Source organism: Citrobacter freundii ATCC 8090 = MTCC 1658 = NBRC 12681, assembly GCF_011064845.1.
Lineage (GTDB): Bacteria > Pseudomonadota > Gammaproteobacteria > Enterobacterales > Enterobacteriaceae > Citrobacter > Citrobacter freundii.
The window spans coordinates 3,296,387-3,316,387 of record NZ_CP049015.1; the positions used below are offsets into that span (position 1 = coordinate 3,296,387).

12 protein-coding genes and 1 pseudogene are annotated in these 20,001 nt (G+C 51.0%); 7 read left to right on the top strand and 6 right to left on the bottom strand.

Annotated elements, in window-relative coordinates; all coding sequences use genetic code 11:
• Nucleotides 1-76 precede the first annotated feature (76 nt).
• A complete protein-coding gene (gene apbE / locus G4551_RS16030; protein WP_003839421.1) occupies nucleotides 77-1,129 on the bottom strand; it encodes an FAD:protein FMN transferase ApbE in 1,053 nt (350 codons plus the stop codon).
• 115 nt (nucleotides 1,130-1,244) lie between these two features.
• Nucleotides 1,245-2,345, bottom strand: a complete 1,101-nt coding sequence (locus G4551_RS16035) for a porin OmpC (protein WP_003839420.1) — start codon at nucleotides 2,343-2,345, stop codon at nucleotides 1,245-1,247.
• A 737-nt stretch (nucleotides 2,346-3,082) separates the two neighbouring features.
• Between G4551_RS16035 and rcsD the strand changes: the two genes are divergently transcribed.
• Both rcsD and rcsB read left to right on the top strand, forming a co-directional pair.
• Nucleotides 3,083-5,752 (top strand): phosphotransferase RcsD, encoded by a 2,670-nt coding sequence (gene rcsD, locus G4551_RS16040; RefSeq protein WP_003839418.1) that lies wholly within the window; start codon nucleotides 3,083-3,085, stop codon nucleotides 5,750-5,752.
• 16 nt (nucleotides 5,753-5,768) lie between these two features.
• Nucleotides 5,769-6,419, top strand: coding sequence for a response regulator transcription factor RcsB (gene rcsB, locus G4551_RS16045; RefSeq protein ID WP_003027592.1), 651 nt, complete (start codon nucleotides 5,769-5,771; stop codon nucleotides 6,417-6,419).
• 112 nt (nucleotides 6,420-6,531) lie between these two features.
• On the opposite strand, the gene rcsC is transcribed toward rcsB, so the two are convergent.
• Nucleotides 6,532-9,378 carry a two-component system sensor histidine kinase RcsC gene (gene rcsC, locus G4551_RS16050; protein WP_003839416.1) on the bottom strand — a complete coding sequence of 949 codons (2,847 nt, stop codon included), beginning with the start codon at nucleotides 9,376-9,378 and terminating at the stop codon, nucleotides 6,532-6,534.
• 121 nt (nucleotides 9,379-9,499) lie between these two features.
• Nucleotides 9,500-12,136 carry a DNA topoisomerase (ATP-hydrolyzing) subunit A gene (gene gyrA / locus G4551_RS16055; protein ID WP_003027598.1) on the bottom strand — a complete coding sequence of 879 codons (2,637 nt, stop codon included), beginning with the start codon at nucleotides 12,134-12,136 and terminating at the stop codon, nucleotides 9,500-9,502.
• Between the two features lie 158 nt (nucleotides 12,137-12,294).
• Between gyrA and ubiG the strand changes: the two genes are divergently transcribed.
• The 5 genes and pseudogenes from ubiG to G4551_RS23885 all read left to right on the top strand — a co-directional run.
• Nucleotides 12,295-13,023 carry a bifunctional 2-polyprenyl-6-hydroxyphenol methylase/3-demethylubiquinol 3-O-methyltransferase UbiG gene (gene ubiG, locus G4551_RS16060; RefSeq protein ID WP_003839414.1) on the top strand — a complete coding sequence of 243 codons (729 nt, stop codon included), beginning with the start codon at nucleotides 12,295-12,297 and terminating at the stop codon, nucleotides 13,021-13,023.
• 488 nt (nucleotides 13,024-13,511) lie between these two features.
• A complete protein-coding gene (gene nrdA, locus G4551_RS16065) occupies nucleotides 13,512-15,797 on the top strand; it encodes a class 1a ribonucleoside-diphosphate reductase subunit alpha (RefSeq protein ID WP_003027604.1) in 2,286 nt (761 codons plus the stop codon).
• Between the two features lie 110 nt (nucleotides 15,798-15,907).
• A complete protein-coding gene (nrdB, locus tag G4551_RS16070; protein ID WP_003027605.1) occupies nucleotides 15,908-17,038 on the top strand; it encodes a class Ia ribonucleoside-diphosphate reductase subunit beta in 1,131 nt (376 codons plus the stop codon).
• Entirely contained in the window at nucleotides 17,038-17,292 is a 255-nt protein-coding gene (yfaE, locus tag G4551_RS16075; RefSeq protein ID WP_003027609.1) for a ferredoxin-like diferric-tyrosyl radical cofactor maintenance protein YfaE, read from the top strand. Before nrdB ends, yfaE begins: the two co-directional genes overlap by 1 nt.
• A gap of 21 nt (nucleotides 17,293-17,313) precedes the next feature.
• Nucleotides 17,314-17,403 (top strand): annotated as a pseudogene (locus G4551_RS23885) (hypothetical protein); the annotation flags it as partial.
• Between the two features lie 62 nt (nucleotides 17,404-17,465).
• Here the strand turns inward: G4551_RS23885 and glpQ are convergent.
• Entirely contained in the window at nucleotides 17,466-18,533 is a 1,068-nt protein-coding gene (glpQ, locus tag G4551_RS16080; protein WP_003839410.1) for a glycerophosphodiester phosphodiesterase, read from the bottom strand.
• 3 nt (nucleotides 18,534-18,536) lie between these two features.
• A complete protein-coding gene (gene glpT / locus G4551_RS16085; protein ID WP_003839408.1) occupies nucleotides 18,537-19,895 on the bottom strand; it encodes a glycerol-3-phosphate transporter in 1,359 nt (452 codons plus the stop codon).
• Nucleotides 19,896-20,001 lie beyond the last annotated feature (106 nt).

Genomic DNA, 20,001 nt, shown 5'->3' on the forward strand with positions numbered 1-20,001 from the left:
GGACTCCTTTGTTAAGCATAGCGCTTAGCGTCAGTGTGTCCCCATAGCCGGATACAAAAACCCGCAATCTTGCTTTTTAATTTTTTTCGCTGACCAGAAAGCTTTTGAACTGCGGCGACATCCAGGTGTTAAACCCCTCGCCCTCTTTCATAATCATATAGACCGCCAGCCCTTCACGACGCACAACTTCTTTGGCCTTTTCCGGGCCGAGCACCATCAATCCTGTATCCCAGCCATCGGCCTCCAGCGCCGTTGGGGCAATCACCGTTACGGACACCAGGTTGTGTTCAATCGGACGACCGGTTTGCGGATCGATAACATGGGAAAGACGCTTGCCATCCAGCTCATAATAGTTACGGTAGCTGCCGGAGGTGCTAATGCCATGCCCGTTAATGTCTACAATCGCCTGCACCGCGTTTTCACGATCGGTCGGTTTCTGAATTGCGACTCGCCACGGATGCCCTTCAGCATTCATACCGCGGCTGTTTAGCGCACCACCAACGGAAACCAGATAACGGGCGATCCCTTCCTGCTCCATTAATCGTGCCAGATGATCGGCGGCGTACCCTTCGCCAACGGTAGAGAGATCCACATACAGATCCGGCAAGTCTTTTTGCAGGTAATTCCGATGCGCTTCATTCACGACCTTTAGATGTGAAAGTCCGGTTTTCGCTTTTGCAGCGTCAATTTGCTCTTGGGTGGGAATATGCAACGGTTGCTGATCCGGGCCAAAGCCCCACAGATTGACTAACGGCCCCACGGTGATATCCATAGCCCCATCGGTTTTTGCGCCAATGCGTAGCGCCGAGGTCACGATATCCGCCATGGCGTCGCTAACCGGCCATGGTGACAAACTATTCGATAAGTTAAAGCGCATCAATGCAGAGTCATTTTTATAGGTGGAGAGCAGTTGATCATCGGCATCAAGCTGAGTCTGGATCTTCACCTGTAGTTCTGCGGCGCGTTTTGCATCGACGCCCACGACACTGACCCGCCAGAAAGTGCCCATGGTTTTACCTTCCAGAACGGTGGCTGGCGTTGTGGTCTGAGCAGGTTTCGGGGCTTCATCGCACCCGACAAAAAAAATCGTCACCGCCAGCAGCGCTGCGCGATAGAATTTCATTTCCATACGTAATTATCCTCATGCGAACGCGCGCAAGAGTACACCAAAAATCGTTGTTTGTACGGCGGAAAAACAGCATTAAAAAAGGCCCCGCAGGGCCTTTGATAACAATAAATGTAGATTAGAACTGGTAAACCAGACCCAGCGCTACGATATCATCGGTACCGATACCTGCGTCACGGGTGAACTGATTGTCATCCAGCAGGTTGATTTTGTAATCAACATAGGTGGACATGTTTTTGTTGAAGTAGTAAGTCGCACCAACATCAACATATTTCACGATGTCTTCGTCGCCATAGCCACGGCCCAGGTCTTTACCTTTAGACTGCAGGTAAGCCACGGACGGACGCAGACCGAAGTCGAACTGGTACTGAGCAACCGCTTCGAAGTTCTGTGCTTTGTTAGCCCAACCCAGGGAGCCTGCACGCGTTGCGTTGTAGGTCTGAGTGTACTGAGTTGCAAAGTAGAAGTTGTTCGCGTCGTATTTAATACCACCGGTATAGGTTTCAGCACGGTCGCCGGTACCGAAGTTCAAACGGTTCTGTTCGTCGGTACGTTTTGAACTGGTGACTGCAGTACCCAGAGAGAAGCCTTCGCCGATATCATAAGTGATAGATCCGCCAACGCCGTCGCCATTCTGACGCAGTGCTTCACGACCGTTGTTGGTCACGCCGGTCATGCCTTCGCCTTCCGGGCTACCGTTTTTACCCTGATACTGCAGGGCAAAGTTCAGGCCATCAACCAGGCCGAAGAAGTCGGTGTTACGGTAGGTCGCGAAACCGTTACCACGCTGCTGCATGAAGTTGTCAGAACCGTAGGTGTCGCCGCCGAATTCCGGCAGAACGTCGGTCCAGGACGTTACATCGTAAACTACGCCGTAGTTACGACCGTAGTCGAAAGAACCAACATCAGCGAATTTCAGACCCGCAAACGCCACACGCGTCCAGGAGTTGTTCTGAGATTCAGGCGCGTTACCCTGAATCTGGTATTCCCACTGGCCGTAACCGGTCAGTTGGTCATTAACCTGAGTTTCGCCTTTGAAGCCGATACGCATATAGGTTTGGTCACCATCAGCGCTTTTGTCATCGGAGAAATAGTGCAGACCGTCGACTTTGCCGTACAGGTCTAATTTGTTGCCGTCTTTGTTATAAATTTCAGCCGCATTCGCTGCGCCTGCTACCAGCAGTGCTGGTACCAGGAGGGACAGTACTTTAACTTTCATGTTATTAACCCTCTGTTATATGCCTTTATTGCTTTTTTATGCCACTGCATACTGATTAAGGTCATTAACCAGTCGGCAACTTCATTCTCCGCAAAAACACAGAATAATCCAACACGAATATGATACTAAAACTTTTAAGGTGTTTCATTTATCTGCATAGATGTTTCAAAATATTAATACAAGGGAACTTTTTTAAAATCAAAAAATAGGCAAAATAAGCACAAATAATCAAGAATCATATCAATAATATTTAAAATCAACAGATTACACGAAAAATTCTTATAGCACTGAATGACAAAAAAAAATCTTCACTCGCAACTAAAATAGACCCGCTATCATCATTAACTTTATTTATTACCGTCATTCATTTATGAATGTCTGTTTACCCCTATTTCAGCCGAATGCTCAGCGTTCGGTTTTTTTTACCCTTCTTTACACAAAACTTACCTTTCTGTGCTACCGATGCAAAACTATAACGACTATTAACTATCTCATAGCACTGCGCTCAGATATAAGCCTGACAAATAATTGATTGTTATTTAATGCTAAATGTATACTTTCCGTACGAATATTTGTCCCCGCCGTTATCCACTGTACACCTTTGCACCGTCACGGGTGCAACCAAATGAGGCGTAAAAAATGCAACCTCTGCCGCGCGGTGTAAGTGTGGTAATTCATACATTACCCTTTATACTGCCCCTTCATCTTTCGCGTCGTTTAACAGGTCATAAACACGAATGAGTCAGTCTGACACAACGGTTTCCACCCGATTCTCCCTGTTGCCAGGAAGTATTACCCGTTTCTTCTTATTACTGATCGTTGTGCTGTTGGTGATGATGGGTGTTATGGTCCAGAGCGCCGTCAACACCTGGTTAAAAGATAAGAGCTATCAGATCGTCGATATTACCCATGCCATTCATAAAAGGGTCGATACCTGGCGATACGTGACCTGGCAAATCTATGACAACATTGCCGCCTCAACCAGTTCGCCGGGTGCAGAAGGGCTGCAGGAAACGCGTCTGAAACAAGACGTCTATTATCTTGAGAAGCCGCGCAGAAAGACCGAGGCGCTGATTTTCGGCTCGCATGACAGTTCTACATTGGAAATGACCCAGCGCATTTCAACATATCTGGATACGTTGTGGGGCGCAGAGAATGTCCCATGGTCAATGTATTACCTGAATGGTCAGGACAACAGTCTGATCCTAATCTCGACGTTACCGCTGAAAGATCTTACCTCCGGTTTTAAAGAATCGACGATTGGGAATATTGTCGATTCCCGGCGCGCTGAGATGCTGCAACAGGCTAATGCGCTAGATGAACGTGAAAGCTTCTCTTCACTGCGCCGTCTGGCCTGGCAGAACGGGCATTACTTCACGCTACGCACGACCTTTAATCAGCCAGGACATCTGGCAACGGTTGTCGCCTTTGACCTGCCGATTAATGACTTGATCCCGCCCGGTATGCCGCTGGACAGTTTCTATCTGGAACCAGATGCCACCTCAACGACCGAGCACCTGAATGAAAAAGAGTCGCCTGACAGCGTCAGCATTAATTTCAACAACAGTAAAATTGAGATCTCTTCGGCGCTAAACTCAACGGATATGCGGCTGGTATGGCAGGTTCCGTTTGGCTCATTGCTGCTCGACACATTGCAAAGCATTCTGCTACCGCTTTTGCTGAACATTGCGTTGCTGGCCCTGGCGCTATTTGGCTATACCACTTTTCGCCACTTCCCAGTCCGTTCCACCCAAGTGGCGCCAAACCTTGCGGCAAATAATGAACTGCGCGTTCTTCGCGCAATCAACGAAGAGATTGTTTCCCTTCTGCCGCTGGGATTACTGGTACACGATCAGGAAGCAAATCGTACGGTTATCAGCAACAAAATTGCCGATCACCTGCTGCCGCATTTAAATCTGCAAAACATTACCAACATGGCAGAGCAGCATCAGGGAATCATTCAGGCCACCATCAATAATGAACTGTATGAAATCAGACTGTTTCGCAGCCAGATCTCCCCGAGAACGCAGATCTTTATCATTCGTGACCAGGACCGCGAAGTGCTGGTCAATAAGAAGCTGAAACAAGCGCAGCGGCTGTATGAGAAAAATCAGCAGGCCCGCGCGGCCTTTATGCAGAATATTGGCAGCGCGCTGAAAGACCCCGCGAAAACGTTGGCTGCCAATGCCGCCGCGCTCAATACACCGGACAGCCAGAAACTGGCAAATCAGGCCGACGTTCTGGTGCGAATGGTGGACGAAATCCAGCTAGCCAACCTGCTGGAGAACGATGCCTGGAAAGGTGAATCCACACTGTTTTCCGTGCAGGCATTAATTGACGACGTAGTTCCGGAGGTTCTGCCAGCCATTAAGCGTAAGGGGCTGCAGCTACTGATTAAAAATCACCTTAGCGCCCATGATGAACGCCGTGGCGATCGCGATGCCTTGCGCCGTATTTTGCTGCTATTGATCCAATATGCGGTAACCACCACGCAGATTGGTAAAATCACGCTGGAAGTCGACCAGGATGAGTCAGAGGCTGAACGCCTGACCTTCCGCATTCTGGATACCGGGCAAGGCGTCACATTGAATGAAGTTGATAATCTCCATTTCCCGTTCATCAATGACACGCAGGGCGATCGGTATGGCAAAGCCAACCCTCTGACGTTCTGGTTGTGCGATCAGTTAGCCCGTAAGCTTGGCGGACACCTGAATATCAAAGCGCGGGAAGAACTTGGAACACGTTATATAGTCCATGTTAAAATGCCGCTGCACGATCAACATGCTGATAGTGAAGAGCGCCTGTTGGATGACGTCTGCGTAATGGTTGATGTCACCTCAAATGACGTACGTAGCATTGTATTACGTCAGCTGGAAAACTGGGGGGCAACCTGCATCACGCCCGATGAACGGTTGAATAGTCAAGAATATGATCTCTTTTTAACGGATAATCCGTCTAATCTTACTGCTTCAGGCCTACTTTTAAGCGATGATGAGTCTGGCGTGCGGAAAATTGGCCCTGGCCAACTGCGCGTTAACTTTAATATGAGCAATGCTATGCAGGAAGCTGTCCTTGAGCTGATTGAAGAGCAACTGGCGCAAGAAGGGTTCCAGGAACTCCCCCTCGGCGGAGATGAAAACGCCGAACTTCATGCCAGTGGTTACTACGCTCTCTTTGTAGACACAGTACCGGATGATGTTAAGAGGTTGTATACTGAGGCGGCTATCAGCGATTTCGCTGCGTTAGCCCAAACGGCCCATCGCCTGAAAGGCGTGTTTGCCATGCTTAATCTGGTACCCGGCAAGCAGTTATGTGAAGCGCTGGAACATCTTATTCAAGAGAAAGATGCTCCAGGTATAGAAAAATACATCAGCGACATTGACGTTTACGTCAAGAGCTTGCTGTAGCAAGGTAGCCCAATACATGAACACTATGAACGTAATTATTGCCGATGACCACCCGATTGTACTGTTCGGTATTCGTAAATCACTTGAGCAAATCGAGTGGGTAAATGTTGTCGGCGAATTTGAAGACTCCACTGCACTGATCAACAATTTGCCTAAGTTGGATGCGCATGTGTTGATTACCGACCTCTCCATGCCGGGAGATAAATACGGTGATGGGATCACGTTAATTAAATACATCAAGCGTCATTTCCCGAGCCTGTCGATTATCGTTCTGACCATGAACAACAATCCGGCTATTCTGAGCGCGGTACTGGATCTCGATATTGAAGGGATCGTACTGAAGCAAGGTGCGCCAACCGATCTGCCGAAAGCGCTTGCCGCACTGCAGAAAGGTAAGAAATTCACCCCGGAAAGCGTGTCTCGTCTGCTGGAAAAAATCAGCGCCAGCGGCTATGGCGACAAACGTCTGTCACCGAAAGAGAGTGAAGTTCTGCGTCTGTTTGCCGAAGGTTTCCTGGTTACTGAAATCGCGAAAAAACTCAACCGCAGTATTAAAACCATCAGCAGCCAGAAAAAGTCGGCAATGATGAAACTCGGTGTGGAAAACGATATCGCCCTGTTGAATTACCTCTCTTCCGTAACGCTGAGTCCCTCAGACAAAGAGTAATTCTTTTAACACCAAAGTGCCTGATGGCACGCCGTTTATCAGGCCTACGAATGACACTGCTTGGTGCGTGTTCCGTAGGCCGGATAAGGCAAGCGCCGCCATCCGGCATCTGTTATTCCCGCGCCTTCCTCACCCTTTCCGCATAGACCGTCAGCGTTTGCTTCAATACATCCAACGTCACCGGCTTAGACAGACAGCTATCCATACCCGATTCCAGGCAACGCTGCTTCTCTTCGGCCAGCGCGTTGGCCGTCACGCCGACAACCGGCAGCGTTAACCCTAACTGGCGGATACGCTGGGTCAGGCGATAACCATCCATGTTTGGCATGTTGACGTCACTCAGCACAATGTCGATATGATTTTTGCTGAGCACATTGAGCGCATCCACACCGTCATTCGCGGTTTTACACTGATATCCCAACGATCCCAATTGATCGGCCAGTAAGCGCCGGTTTATAGGATGATCGTCAACAACCAGGATCATCATGTCATCGTTCGTCGCACCGGCTTTATCCGGGGTTGGCAGCGCCGTGGAGAGCTCTTCCCCCCCCAACTCTACACTGTAGATATGTGCCAACAGCGCAGGCAGTTCGTGCGGTGACGCCACGCTGTGTACCCATTCTCCAGGCTCTCTTTCCAGCGGAATGCCAATATGTCGGCGGCAGAAAATCACCGCTGCTCGCCCCTGCCAGGCCTGTTCCAGCACATCGTCGGCCACCAACAGGTCATCCGCATCGGGCTGTTGTCCCTCATACCGCAACACCGTCATCCCAGTACGCGTCAGGCTGGATTCGAGAAAGTGGTACAGTGACGCATTACGTACTGCCAGCCAGCAACGCGTGCCAGCCAATCCTTCAACACCCTTTTTCAGCGGATACTGTGCGCCATAAAGCGGAATACGCAGCGTAAACTGGCTCCCCATTCCCGGCTCGGAATCGACGGAAATATCCCCATCCATCATGCTGATCAGTTTTTCACAGATCGCCAAACCAAGTCCCGTTCCCTGGAAATTACGCTGTACGCCAGTCCCCACTTGGAAGAAAGGATCGAACAACCGAACCACCTCTTTGGCAGGGATCCCTACACCAGTATCACGCACTCGAATGCTCAGGTAGTCGCCGCTGCACTGCACGTGCAACACAATACAACCGGTATCGGTAAACTTGATTGCGTTACTCAGTAGATTAGAAATCACCTGTTGTAAACGCATCGGATCGCCATTCAGCGCCACAGGCACATCCGGATCGATAAAGCAGTACAACCCCAACTGCTTGCGGACCACCAGCGGCAAATAGTTAGCCGTAATATGGTTCATGACTTCACGCGGTGAAAACTCTCGCGGTTCAATCTTCAGCTGTTCAGATTCAATCTTTGAGAAGTCGAGAATATCGCTGATAATTTTCAGCAGCAGGCTGGAAGAGTTATTCATCGCCGTTACCAGACGATCCACCCCACTCGGTAACTCTTTGGTTTGCAACAAATCAAGGTTACCGATAATGCCATACAGCGGTGTACGTAGCTCATGGCTCACCGTCGCAAGGAACATTGATTTTGACTGGCTAGCCTGTTCCGCCGCCTGTGCCATCTCCTGCAACGACTCTTCCATTTTAACGCGCGCACTGACATCAACAAGGACACAAATTGCCACGTTTTCATTACGATAGCGCGAGTGTACAAAGCTGATTTGCAGATTGGTATTGTTGCTGGTCAGCACATCAACAAAATTGACCTGTTGGCCGCAAATAATTTGCGTTAACCGCTGACGGTCTTCATGCGTCAGCATGTTCAGATAGGTGTGCGCCAGTTCGTTACTCAGGATATTAATGCCATCCATCGTGCGTAGAATACAAATACCTACCGGCGCAGAAGCCACGATTTTACGGTTAAACTGCTCATGTTCTTCCAGCCGCTGAGCATCACTTTCCGCTGGAATAAAAATGCGCCGTTCATACATGCGCGTGAGCATAAACAATGCCGCCCCGACCAGCACGTTCAGCAATATAGCGTTCAGGATCATCATGCGGATCCGCTCCAGCACCAGGTCGACAGGAACGGAGTACACGATGCTCAGGGAGGACGGAGGCAGATTTTTCTTCAGTACCAGCTCGCGGAAACCTGGCGTGTAACCAAACCAGGAGCGCTCCTGCATCCAGTGGGGCTCAGCCTTAATATTCCCTTCAGGGCCGGTGAGAGAAATTAGCGCATGGCCATTTTCGTCGAGGATGGTCACGCCCATCGGTAAACTACCCGGTGTGAAGAAATTCTCCATGCGAATAGGCTGCTCTACGCCCAACAGCGCCTGGAGACGATTGGCGAGGTAAACCGGCGTCAGTGCATAGAAATACCCTACTCCCGGACGCGGCCCCTGGCTAATCCAGAACAAGTTGTTGCCGTTTTCTTCTTGCGTAGCATTGCGATACTTAATAATGCGCTCATGCAGAGCCTTCAGGGCCTCGTCTCGTTCGACGGGCATATCACGCAAACCGAAATTGGCCATACAGAGGTTGTCGCTGCCGATCAGGAACACTCGATTTAAATCATAAGCGGCGGAAAAGTTGTCGCGCCAGTAGCGCATAAACCATGCCAGTGATTCCAGGGAACCTCGCCAGGCGTTGCCCATTACGGAACAATCGGAGTCGGCAAACAGCGGCTCAAAATTAGGCACGACGGTTTTATCATCTCGCGCCCGCAACGACATCACGCCGTTTTCCGCTGTTAAGCGATTTTCGGCAATATATTTCAGCTCTTTAATCACATCAGAGGTGCGCTGAATGTAACGTTGGGCCTGATCGGAGCTGAGATTAAGCTCCTGATGGATTTCAGACTCTCGCTGGTGCAGCGCATTCACAATGTAGAACACGGAGGCAAACGCAATCAGACACCAGATAACGAGCGCCAGCGCTCTGAACAGGTAGCGTGAGACTTTTAGGGTTGAATGAACGGAAGCAAGGTATTTCAAAGGGGCGAAGCTCCGCCTCAGGGCATTAATAGAGTGTGGTTAAGGTAGCGGTAAATGTCTTTTGTCGCAATGCCATTAAAAAAAGGGCCGGAGTTCTCCGGCCCTTCTTATTACGATTTAATTACTCTTCAGCGTCATCCGCTGCATCATCATCGCTTTCCGCTTCAGGCGCGATATCCTCGTCACCTTCAGCTGCACTTCCGTCGATGGAGTCGAGCTCTTCATCATCAACCGGTTCAGCAACGCGTTGCAGACCCACAACGTTTTCGTCTTCCGCAGTACGGATAAGGATAACACCCTGGGTATTACGCCCTACCACGCTGATTTCCGACACGCGAGTACGTACCAGCGTACCTGCATCGGTGATCATCATAATCTGGTCGGTATCTTCAACCTGTACTGCGCCAACAACGGAGCCATTACGCTCGGTGACTTTGATGGAGATAACACCCTGCGTACCACGAGACTTGGTTGGGTATTCGCTTTCCGCTGTACGCTTACCGTAACCGTTCTGCGTGACGGTCAGGATTGCCCCTTCACCGCGTGGAACGATCAGGGAAACAACGGAGTCTTCACCTGCCAGTTTGATCCCGCGAACACCGGTCGCCGTACGACCCATCGCGCGAACTGCGTTCTCTTTAAAACGCACCACTTTACCGGCAGCAGAGAACAGCATAACTTCGTCATTACCGGACGTCAGATCAACGCCAATCAGTTCGTCGCCTTCGTTCAGGTTGACGGCGATAATACCGGCAGAACGCGGACGGCTGAATTCGGTCAATGCCGTTTTCTTCACGGTACCGCTGGCGGTTGCCATGAAGACGTTGACGCCCTCTTCGTACTCGCGTACCGGCAGAATTGCGGTGATACGTTCGTTAGCTTCCAGCGGCAGCAGGTTAACGATTGGACGTCCACGCGCACCACGGCTCGCTTCCGGCAGTTGATAAACCTTCATCCAGTACAGACGACCACGGCTGGAGAAGCAGAGGATCGTGTCATGGGTGTTGGCCACCAGCAGGCGGTCGATAAAGTCTTCTTCTTTAATGCGTGCTGCAGATTTGCCTTTACCGCCACGACGCTGCGCTTCGTAATCGGTTAACGGCTGATATTTCACGTAGCCCTGATGAGACAAGGTCACGACAACATCTTCCTGGTTAATCAGATCTTCGATGTTGATGTCAGCGCTGTTCGCGGTAATTTCGGTCCGACGCGCGTCGCCGAACTGTTCACGAATCAGCTCCATCTCTTCACGGATAACTTCCATCAGACGATCTGCGCTGCCCAGAATGTGCAGCAGTTCAGCGATCTGTTCCAGCAGCTCTTTGTATTCGTCGAGCAGTTTTTCGTGCTCAAGGCCGGTCAGTTTCTGCAAACGCAGATCCAGAATAGCCTGAGCCTGCTGTTCAGTCAGGTAGTACTGACCGTCACGCACGCCAAATTCCGGCTCCAGCCACTCAGGGCGCGCGGCGTCATCACCAGCACGTTCCAGCATGGCGGAAACGTTGCCCAGTTCCCACGAACGCGCAACCAGCGCGGCTTTCGCTTCTGCCGGGGTCGGCGCACGGCGGATCAGTTCGATGATCGGATCGATGTTCGCCAGCGCAATCGCCAGCGCTTCAAGGATGTGCGCACGGTCGCGGGCTTTACGCAGTTCAAAGATAGTACGACGAGTTACGACTTCACGGCGGTGACGTACGAACGCGGCAATAATATCTTTCAGGTTCATGATCTTCGGCTGGCCATGGTGCAATGCAACCATGTTGATACCGAAGGAAACCTGCAATTGGGTCTGGGAGTAAAGGTTGTTCAGAACCACTTCCCCGACCGCATCGCGTTTCACTTCAATCACGATGCGCATACCGTCTTTGTCAGACTCGTCACGCAGCGCGCTGATGCCTTCTACGCGTTTGTCTTTTACCAGTTCGGCGATTTTCTCAATCAGGCGCGCTTTGTTTACCTGATACGGAATTTCGTGGACGATGATGGTTTCACGACCCGTTTTGGCATCCGCTTCGACTTCCGCGCGTGCGCGAATGTACACTTTGCCACGGCCGGTACGGTAGGCTTCTTCGATACCACGACGACCGTTGATGATCGCTGCAGTCGGGAAGTCCGGACCCGGAATATGTTCCATCAGCCCTTCAATGCTGATGTCTTCATCGTCAATATATGCCAGACAGCCGTTGATCACTTCAGTCAGGTTGTGCGGCGGAATGTTGGTCGCCATACCTACCGCGATACCGGACGAACCGTTCACCAGCAGGTTAGGAATTTTGGTCGGCATGACGTCAGGAATTTGTTCGGTGCCGTCGTAGTTATCGACGAAATCAACCGTTTCTTTTTCCAGGTCAGCCATCAGCTCATGGGCGATTTTCGACATACGGATTTCCGTATAACGCATCGCCGCTGCGGAGTCGCCATCGACAGAACCAAAGTTACCCTGACCATCTACCAGCATGTAACGCAAGGAGAATGGCTGCGCCATACGAACAATGGTGTCGTAAACGGCGGTATCACCATGAGGGTGGTATTTACCGATTACGTCACCAACGACACGGGCAGATTTTTTATAGGCTTTATTCCAGTCGTTGCCCAATACGTTCATGGCGTAAAGTACGCGACGGTGAACCGGCTTCAGGCCATCTCGGACGTCTGGCAGCGCACGGCCAACAATGACCGACATCGCATAATCCAGATAGGAGCTCTTCAGCTCTTCCTCAATGTTGACCGGTGTAATTTCTCTCGCAAGGTCGCTCATCTAACCGCTATCCCTCTACTGTATCCCGGATTCAAAGGTCGCAAATTATAACACATACGTGAAGATTCAGGTAAATGGATTCCCCCTGACAGAGGCTTTATTCATCCCGTCAGGCTGATATACTCATTTGCATCGCAAATTTAGGAGTAGAAGCCCCAATGAATGCCGAAAAACCCCCGGTTACTCACAACGTTGACCATGAAGAAATTGCCAAGTTTGAAGCAGTCGCGTCACGCTGGTGGGATCTTGAGGGTGAATTTAAGCCACTGCACCGTATTAACCCGCTGCGTCTGGGCTACATTACTGAACGCTCAGGCGGCCTGTTTGGTAAAAAGGTTCTCGACGTCGGCTGCGGCGGCGGCATTCTGGCGGAAAGCATGGCGCGCGAAGGCGCAACCGTCACCGGGCTGGACATGGGCTTTGAACCGTTACAGGTCGCAAAACTGCATGCGCTGGAGAGCGGCATCCAGGTGGAGTACGTACAAGAAACTGTCGAAGAACATGCGGATAAGCATGCGCATCAGTATGACGTTGTGACCTGCATGGAAATGCTGGAGCACGTACCAGATCCGCAGTCGGTGGTCAGGGCCTGCGCCAGGCTGGTTAAACCGGGCGGCGAAGTCTTTTTTTCCACGCTTAACCGCAACGGCAAATCCTGGCTGATGGCGGTGGTCGGAGCAGAATATATTCTGCGGATGGTGCCGAAAGGCACGCATGATGTGAAAAAATTTATTAAGCCGGCAGAGTTATTACAGTGGGTAGATCAGACCGTGCTGAAAGAGCGTCATATGACCGGCCTGCACTACAACCCCATCACCAACACCTTCAAACTCGGTCCGGGCGTTGATGTGAACTATATGGTGCATACCACCGCCAAAAGCGAATAAACCAGCGTTCATGGCCTTATGACGCTGGATTGTAGGCCGGATAAAGCGCGCCAGCGCCGCCATCCGGCACGACTCCGGGCTTTAACGCCTGATGGCGCTTCGCTTATCAGGCCTACGTTATTACGCATCGCCTACCAATCCTGAGTAGTACCGGTACAGCAATTTTTGCGCCAGATCATAAGAACTTTCCTTACCTTAGATGAAGAAATCAGCACTCGATCAAAATTTCTATTTTTTTTCTCAATTATTGACATCCCCGCCAGGCCTTATAAGACGCGCACTTAGCGATTCTCACCCTTTTGCAACCTCAATTTAACCTCAAAATCAACTCTTGTGCTGAAAAGAATCCCTACTAGAATACTCACCATATAGCGTCTATTTTATCAAACAACCCCTACATATAGTATTTATCCACAGACTTAGTCACAACATGACTCTGTGGATAATATGGGGGATATTTTTTCTTTCACGGACAGGTAAAAAACCACATGAATCAGAGTCTGCTGGTGACAAAGCGTGATGGTAGTACAGAGCGCATCAATCTCGACAAAATCCACCGAGTTCTGGATTGGGCGGCAGAAGGACTGAATAACGTATCGATCTCTCAGGTCGAGCTGCGCTCCCACATTCAGTTTTATGACGGTATCAAGACCTCCGATATCCATGAAACAATCATCAAAGCTGCCGCCGACCTGATCTCCCGCGAAGCGCCGGATTATCAGTATCTGGCCGCCCGTCTGGCGATTTTCCATCTGCGCAAAAAAGCCTACGGCGAGTTTGAACCACCAAAACTTTTTGACCATGTCGTGAAAATGGTTGAAATGGGCAAATACGACAATCATCTGCTGGAAGACTACACGGAAGAAGAGTTCAAGCAGATGGACTCGTTCATCGTACACGATCGTGATATGACCTTCTCCTACGCTGCGGTGAAGCAGTTAGAAGGCAAATATCTAGTGCAAAACCGTGTTACCGGTGAGATCTATGAAAGCGCACAGTTCCTCTACATTCTGGTAGCAGCCTGCCTGTTTTCTAACTATCCGCGTGAAACACGTCTGCAATATGTAAAACGTTTCTACGACGCCGTTTCTACGTTCAAAATCTCGCTGCCGACGCCGATTATGTCCGGCGTGCGTACCCCAACGCGTCAGTTCAGCTCCTGCGTTCTGATCGAGTGCGGCGACAGCCTTGACTCCATCAACGCAACCTCCAGCGCGATTGTAAAATACGTTTCTCAGCGTGCCGGTATCGGCATTAACGCCGGTCGCATCCGTGCGCTGGGTAGCCCGATTCGCGGCGGTGAAGCGTTCCACACCGGTTGTATTCCGTTCTACAAGCATTTCCAGACTGCGGTTAAATCCTGCTCTCAGGGTGGCGTACGCGGCGGTGCAGCCACGCTGTTCTACCCAATGTGGCACCTGGAAGTTGAAAGCTTGCTGGTCCTGAAAAACAACCGTGGCGTCGAAGGCAACCGCGTTCGTCACATGGACTACGGCGTACAGATCAACAAACTGATGTACACCCGTTTGCTGAAAGGCGGCGACATCACCCTGTTTAGCCCGTCCGACGTCCCGGGTCTGTATGACGCGTTCTTCGCCGATCAGGATGAGTTCGAACGTCTGTACACCCAATATGAAAACGACGACAGCATCCGCAAACAGCGCGTGAAAGCGGTTGAGCTGTTCTCACTGATGATGCAGGAACGTGCCTCTACTGGTCGTATCTATATTCAGAACGTTGACCACTGCAACACCCATAGCCCGTTTGATCCGGTTGTCGCGCCGGTACGCCAGTCCAACCTGTGCCTGGAAATCGCCCTGCCGACCAAACCGCTGACCGACGTTAACGATGAAAACGGCGAAATTGCGCTGTGTACGCTGTCCGCATTTAACCTGGGCGCTATCGAAAGTCTGGACGAACTGGAAGAGCTGGCCGTACTGGCGGTACGTGCGTTGGATGCGCTGCTCGATTACCAGGATTATCCGATTCCGGCCGCCAAACGCGGTGCGATGGGGCGTCGTACGCTGGGTATTGGCGTTATCAACTATGCCTACTGGCTGGCGAAAAACGGTAAACGCTACTCTGACGGCAGCGCCAATAACCTGACTCACAAAACCTTTGAAGCGATTCAGTATTACCTGCTGAAAGCGTCTAACGAGCTGGCGAAAGAGCAAGGCGCATGCCCGTGGTTTAACGAAACCACCTATGCGAAAGGCATTCTGCCGATCGATACCTATAAAAAAGACCTGGATGCTATCGTCAGCGAATCCCTGCATTACAACTGGGAAAGCCTGCGCGAATCAATTAAAACTCACGGTCTGCGTAACTCCACGCTCTCCGCTCTGATGCCGTCCGAGACCTCTTCGCAGATCTCCAACGCCACCAACGGTATTGAACCACCACGCGGTTACGTGAGCATCAAAGCATCGAAAGATGGAATTCTGCGTCAGGTCGTGCCGGACTACGAACACCTGCACGACGCATATGAACTGCTGTGGGAAATGCCGAACAACGACGGCTACCTGCAGCTGGTAGGTATCATGCAGAAATTTATCGATCAGTCGATTTCTGCCAACACCAACTACGATCCGTCGCGCTTCCCGTCCGGAAAAGTACCGATGCAGCAGTTGCTGAAAGACCTGCTCACCGCCTACAAATTTGGTGTCAAAACGCTGTATTATCAGAACACCCGTGACGGTGCGGAAGACTCTCAGGACGATCTGGTACCGTCCATTCAGGACGATGGCTGCGAAAGCGGCGCATGTAAGATTTAATCTTTTGCCGGGTGGCGTAGCGCTTACCCGGCCTACAAATTAATTCGCGGTATTGTAGGCCGGATAAGCAAAGCGCATCCGGCAGTACATTCCAGACAGGATTCTCATCAATGGCATACACCACTTTTTCACAGACGAAAAATGATCAGCTTCTGGAACCGATGTTCTTCGGCCAGCCGGTGAACGTCGCCCGCTACGATCAGCAAAAATATGACATCTTTGAAAAACTGATCGAAAAGCAGCTCTCTTTCTTCTGGCGTCCGGAAGAGGTCGATGTTTCTCGCGATCGTATCGATTTCCAGGCATTGCCGGAACATGAAAAACATATCTTCATCAGCAACCTGAAGTATCAGACGCTGCTGGACTCCATTCAGGGACGTAGTCCAAACGTCGCGCTGCTGCCGTTAATCTCGATCCCTGAACTGGAAACCTGGGTGGAAACGTGGGCGTTTTCTGAAACAATCCATTCCCGCTCCTACACCCATATTATTCGCAATATCGTTAACGATCCGGCGGTGGTGTTTGACGATATCGTCACTAATGAGCAAATCCAGAAACGCGCAGAAGGTATTTCCAGCTACTACGACGAATTGATCGAGATGACCAGCTACTGGCATTTGCTCGGTGAAGGTACGCATACCGTTAATGGCAAAACGGTTGTCGTAAACCTGCGTGAGCTGAAGAAGAAGCTGTATCTGTGCCTGATGAGCGTCAACGCGCTGGAAGCGATCCGCTTTTATGTCAGCTTCGCCTGCTCCTTCGCATTCGCCGAACGTGAACTAATGGAAGGCAACGCGAAAATTATTCGTCTGATCGCCCGCGACGAAGCCCTGCATCTGACCGGTACTCAGCATATGCTGAACCTTCTGCGCAGCGGTGTAGACGATCCGGAGATGGCGGAAATTGCCGAAGAGTGCAAACAAGAATGCTACGACCTGTTCGTACAGGCCGCGCTGCAGGAAAAAGAGTGGGCGGACTATCTGTTCCGTGATGGCTCAATGATTGGCCTGAACAAAGACATTCTGTGCCAGTACGTTGAGTACATCACCAACATCCGTATGCAGGCTGTCGGACTCGATCTGCCTTTCCAGACCCGCTCTAACCCGATCCCGTGGATCAACACCTGGCTGGTGTCTGATAACGTCCAGGTCGCACCGCAGGAAGTGGAAGTCAGCTCTTATCTGGTCGGCCAGATCGATTCGGAAGTTGATACCGACGACCTGAGTAACTTCCAGCTCTGATGGGCCGAGTGACTTTGCGCATCTCTGGCACACAACTGCTGTGCCAGGATGAACATCCTTCCCTACTTGCCGCACTCGAGTCGCACGATGTTGAAGTCGAATATCAGTGTCGTGAAGGCTACTGCGGCTCCTGTCGTACCCGCCTGGTGGCGGGACAGGTTGACTGGATTGCCGAACCTCTGGCCTTCATTCAACCGGGTGAAATATTGCCCTGCTGTTGCCGGGCAAAAGGCGATATTGAAATAGAGCTGTAACGCAAGGCGGGATAAAAATTGTTACTGGCAAAAGAGCCGCCGATGAACGGCAGCCCTTTATTTCTCCTGCAGGCATGTAGGAAAACGTTAACAGCAGACGGCCTTATCTAGCAGTTAATCACGTTTCGTCCAATAAGGCCTGTGACCGGAGGTGCATCACAGGCCTTATGCCATTACTCTTTATTCAGGAATTTCACTGCTTTGTCGGGGAAGTCGGTGAACAGCCCGTCAACACCCGCTTTGTTATAAAGAATGTCATACAGCTGGTTTACGTCAGTGGTGTAATCCGGCAGTTGATCGGCGCGAACGGTATAAGGATGCACCACCATCTTATTCTGATGTGCGTCCTGCACCATGCCAGTTAACGAGATATTGCCCTTCTTCGACTTCTCATCAATCAGCATGTGGTAGTCCGGCCCAATGCCGTCCGCATACTGCGCAACCTGCTTCATGGCACCCGGTTTAAACATCCAGTCGTAGTTGTAATTAACCCAACTGCCGTCTGGCTTTTTCTCCTGAGTTTCATTCCAGTCTGTATATGCAATCAACTGTACCAGATTGAGATCCATCCCCATCTTCGGTTCCAGTTCATTCTTAATGCGCTTTAACTCTGCGACATCAAAACACTGCAGATAGACCTTGTCGTTCTTGTCGGTGTACCCGTACTTTTTCAGTACTTCCAGCGTCTTAGCCGCAATGTCCTTCCCTTCCTGATGATGGAACCACGGCGCTTTCATTTCCGGGTAAATGCCGATGTTTTTACCGGTTGAATGATTTAATCCCTGAACGAACTCAATTTCTTCTTCGAAAGTGTGCACACGGAAATCAGATTTACCCATCGGGAAACGCCCCGGGTAGGTCTGGACCTTTTTGCCATTTTCGATATCAAAGCCTTCAGTAAACTTCAGCGACTTGATCTCATCCAGCGTAAAGTCGATAGCGTAGTAACGCCCATCTTTACGCGCGCGATCCGGGAAACGTTCGGCAACATCGGTGACGCGGTCAAGATAGTGGTCATGCAGGACTACCAGATGGTCGTCCTTAGTCATCACCAAATCCTGTTCCAGGTAATCCGCTCCCTGAGCATAGGCCATCGCTTTCGCAGGTAACGTATGCTCCGGTAGATAACCGCTGGCGCCACGGTGCGCAATCACGACTTTATCTGCGGCAACCGCCGCGCTGCTCACAACCATACCTGCCAGCATCAGCGCCACGCTGAGACTTTTCAATGTGGTTTTCATCTATTAGCCCCCGTTACGCTTGAGCTGGATCTCTTCGTGATGGCGTTTTTCGCCAATCATGACGACTACCAGCAGAATAACCGCCAGCACACTACCGCCAATCATCACCATAAAGCCGCCGTCCCAACCGAAGAAGTCAACGGTGTAGCCGACAATGGCGCTCGCAGCCACAGAACCGCCGAGATAACCGAACAGACCAGTAAAGCCAGCCGCCGTACCTGCCGCTTTTTTCGGTGCCAGTTCCAGCGCATGCAGACCAATCAACATGACCGGGCCGTAGATCAGGAAGCCGATGATAATCATACAAGCCATATCTACGTTCGGGTTGCCTGCCGGGTTCATCCAGTAAACGATGGTCGCAATCGTCACCAGCGTCATAAAGAATACGCCGGTCGCGCCACGGTTTCCACGGAAGACTTTATCCGACATCCAGCCACACAGCAGCGTGCCCGGAATACCCGCATATTCATACAGGAAGTAGGCCCAGGATGATTTATCCAGTGCAAAATGCTTCACTTCTTTCAGGTAAGTCGGCGACCAGTCCAGGATGCCGTAGCGCAGCAGATAAACAAACACGTTGGCGATAGCGATGTACCACAACAGTTTGTTCGGCAGTACGTACTGCATGAAGATCTGCTTCGCAGTCAGCTCTTCTTCCGCTTTCTCGTTGTAATCGTCCGGATAATCGTTCTTGTACTCTTCGATTGGCGGCAGACCACAGGACTGCGGAGTGTCACGCATCAGAGCAAAAGCAAACAGCGCGACGACGATCGCACCGAAAGCAGGCATGTACAGCGCCGCTTTCCAGTCATTGAACCAGGCCATACCCAGCAGGAATAACAGAGGAGGCAGACCGCCACCCACGTTATGCGCACAGTTCCAAACGGAAACGATGCCGCCACGCTCTTTCTGCGACCACCAGTGCACCATGGTACGACCACACGGCGGCCAGCCCATCCCCTGGAACCATCCGCAGAGGAACAGCAGCACAAACATTACCGCGATGCTCGATGTCGCCCACGGCACAAAGCCCATAAACAACATCACTGCCGCAGCCAGTATCAGACCCGCTGGCAGGAAAACGCGCGGATTCGAGCGATCCGAAACGGACCCCATGATGAATTTCGAAAATCCGTAAGCAATGGAGATACCGGACAACGCAAAACCCAGATCGCCACGCGAGAACCCCTGCTCAACCAGATACGGCATCGCAAGGGCAAAGTTCTTACGTACCAGATAGTACGCGGCATAACCAAAGAAAATCCCCAGAAAAATCTGCCAACGTAATCGACGATATGTCGGGTCGATCTCCGCTGCAGGCAAACGCGCCGTGTGTAACGCTGGTTTAAAAATGCTCAACATAGTGTAGCCTCCGTGGCCGTCTTTCATTCGAAGTAAACACTGCAGTTCGTCATTACTACCCTACCGCTCCCAGTGTGGCCGCGATGTTAAGGAAAGATACATAACA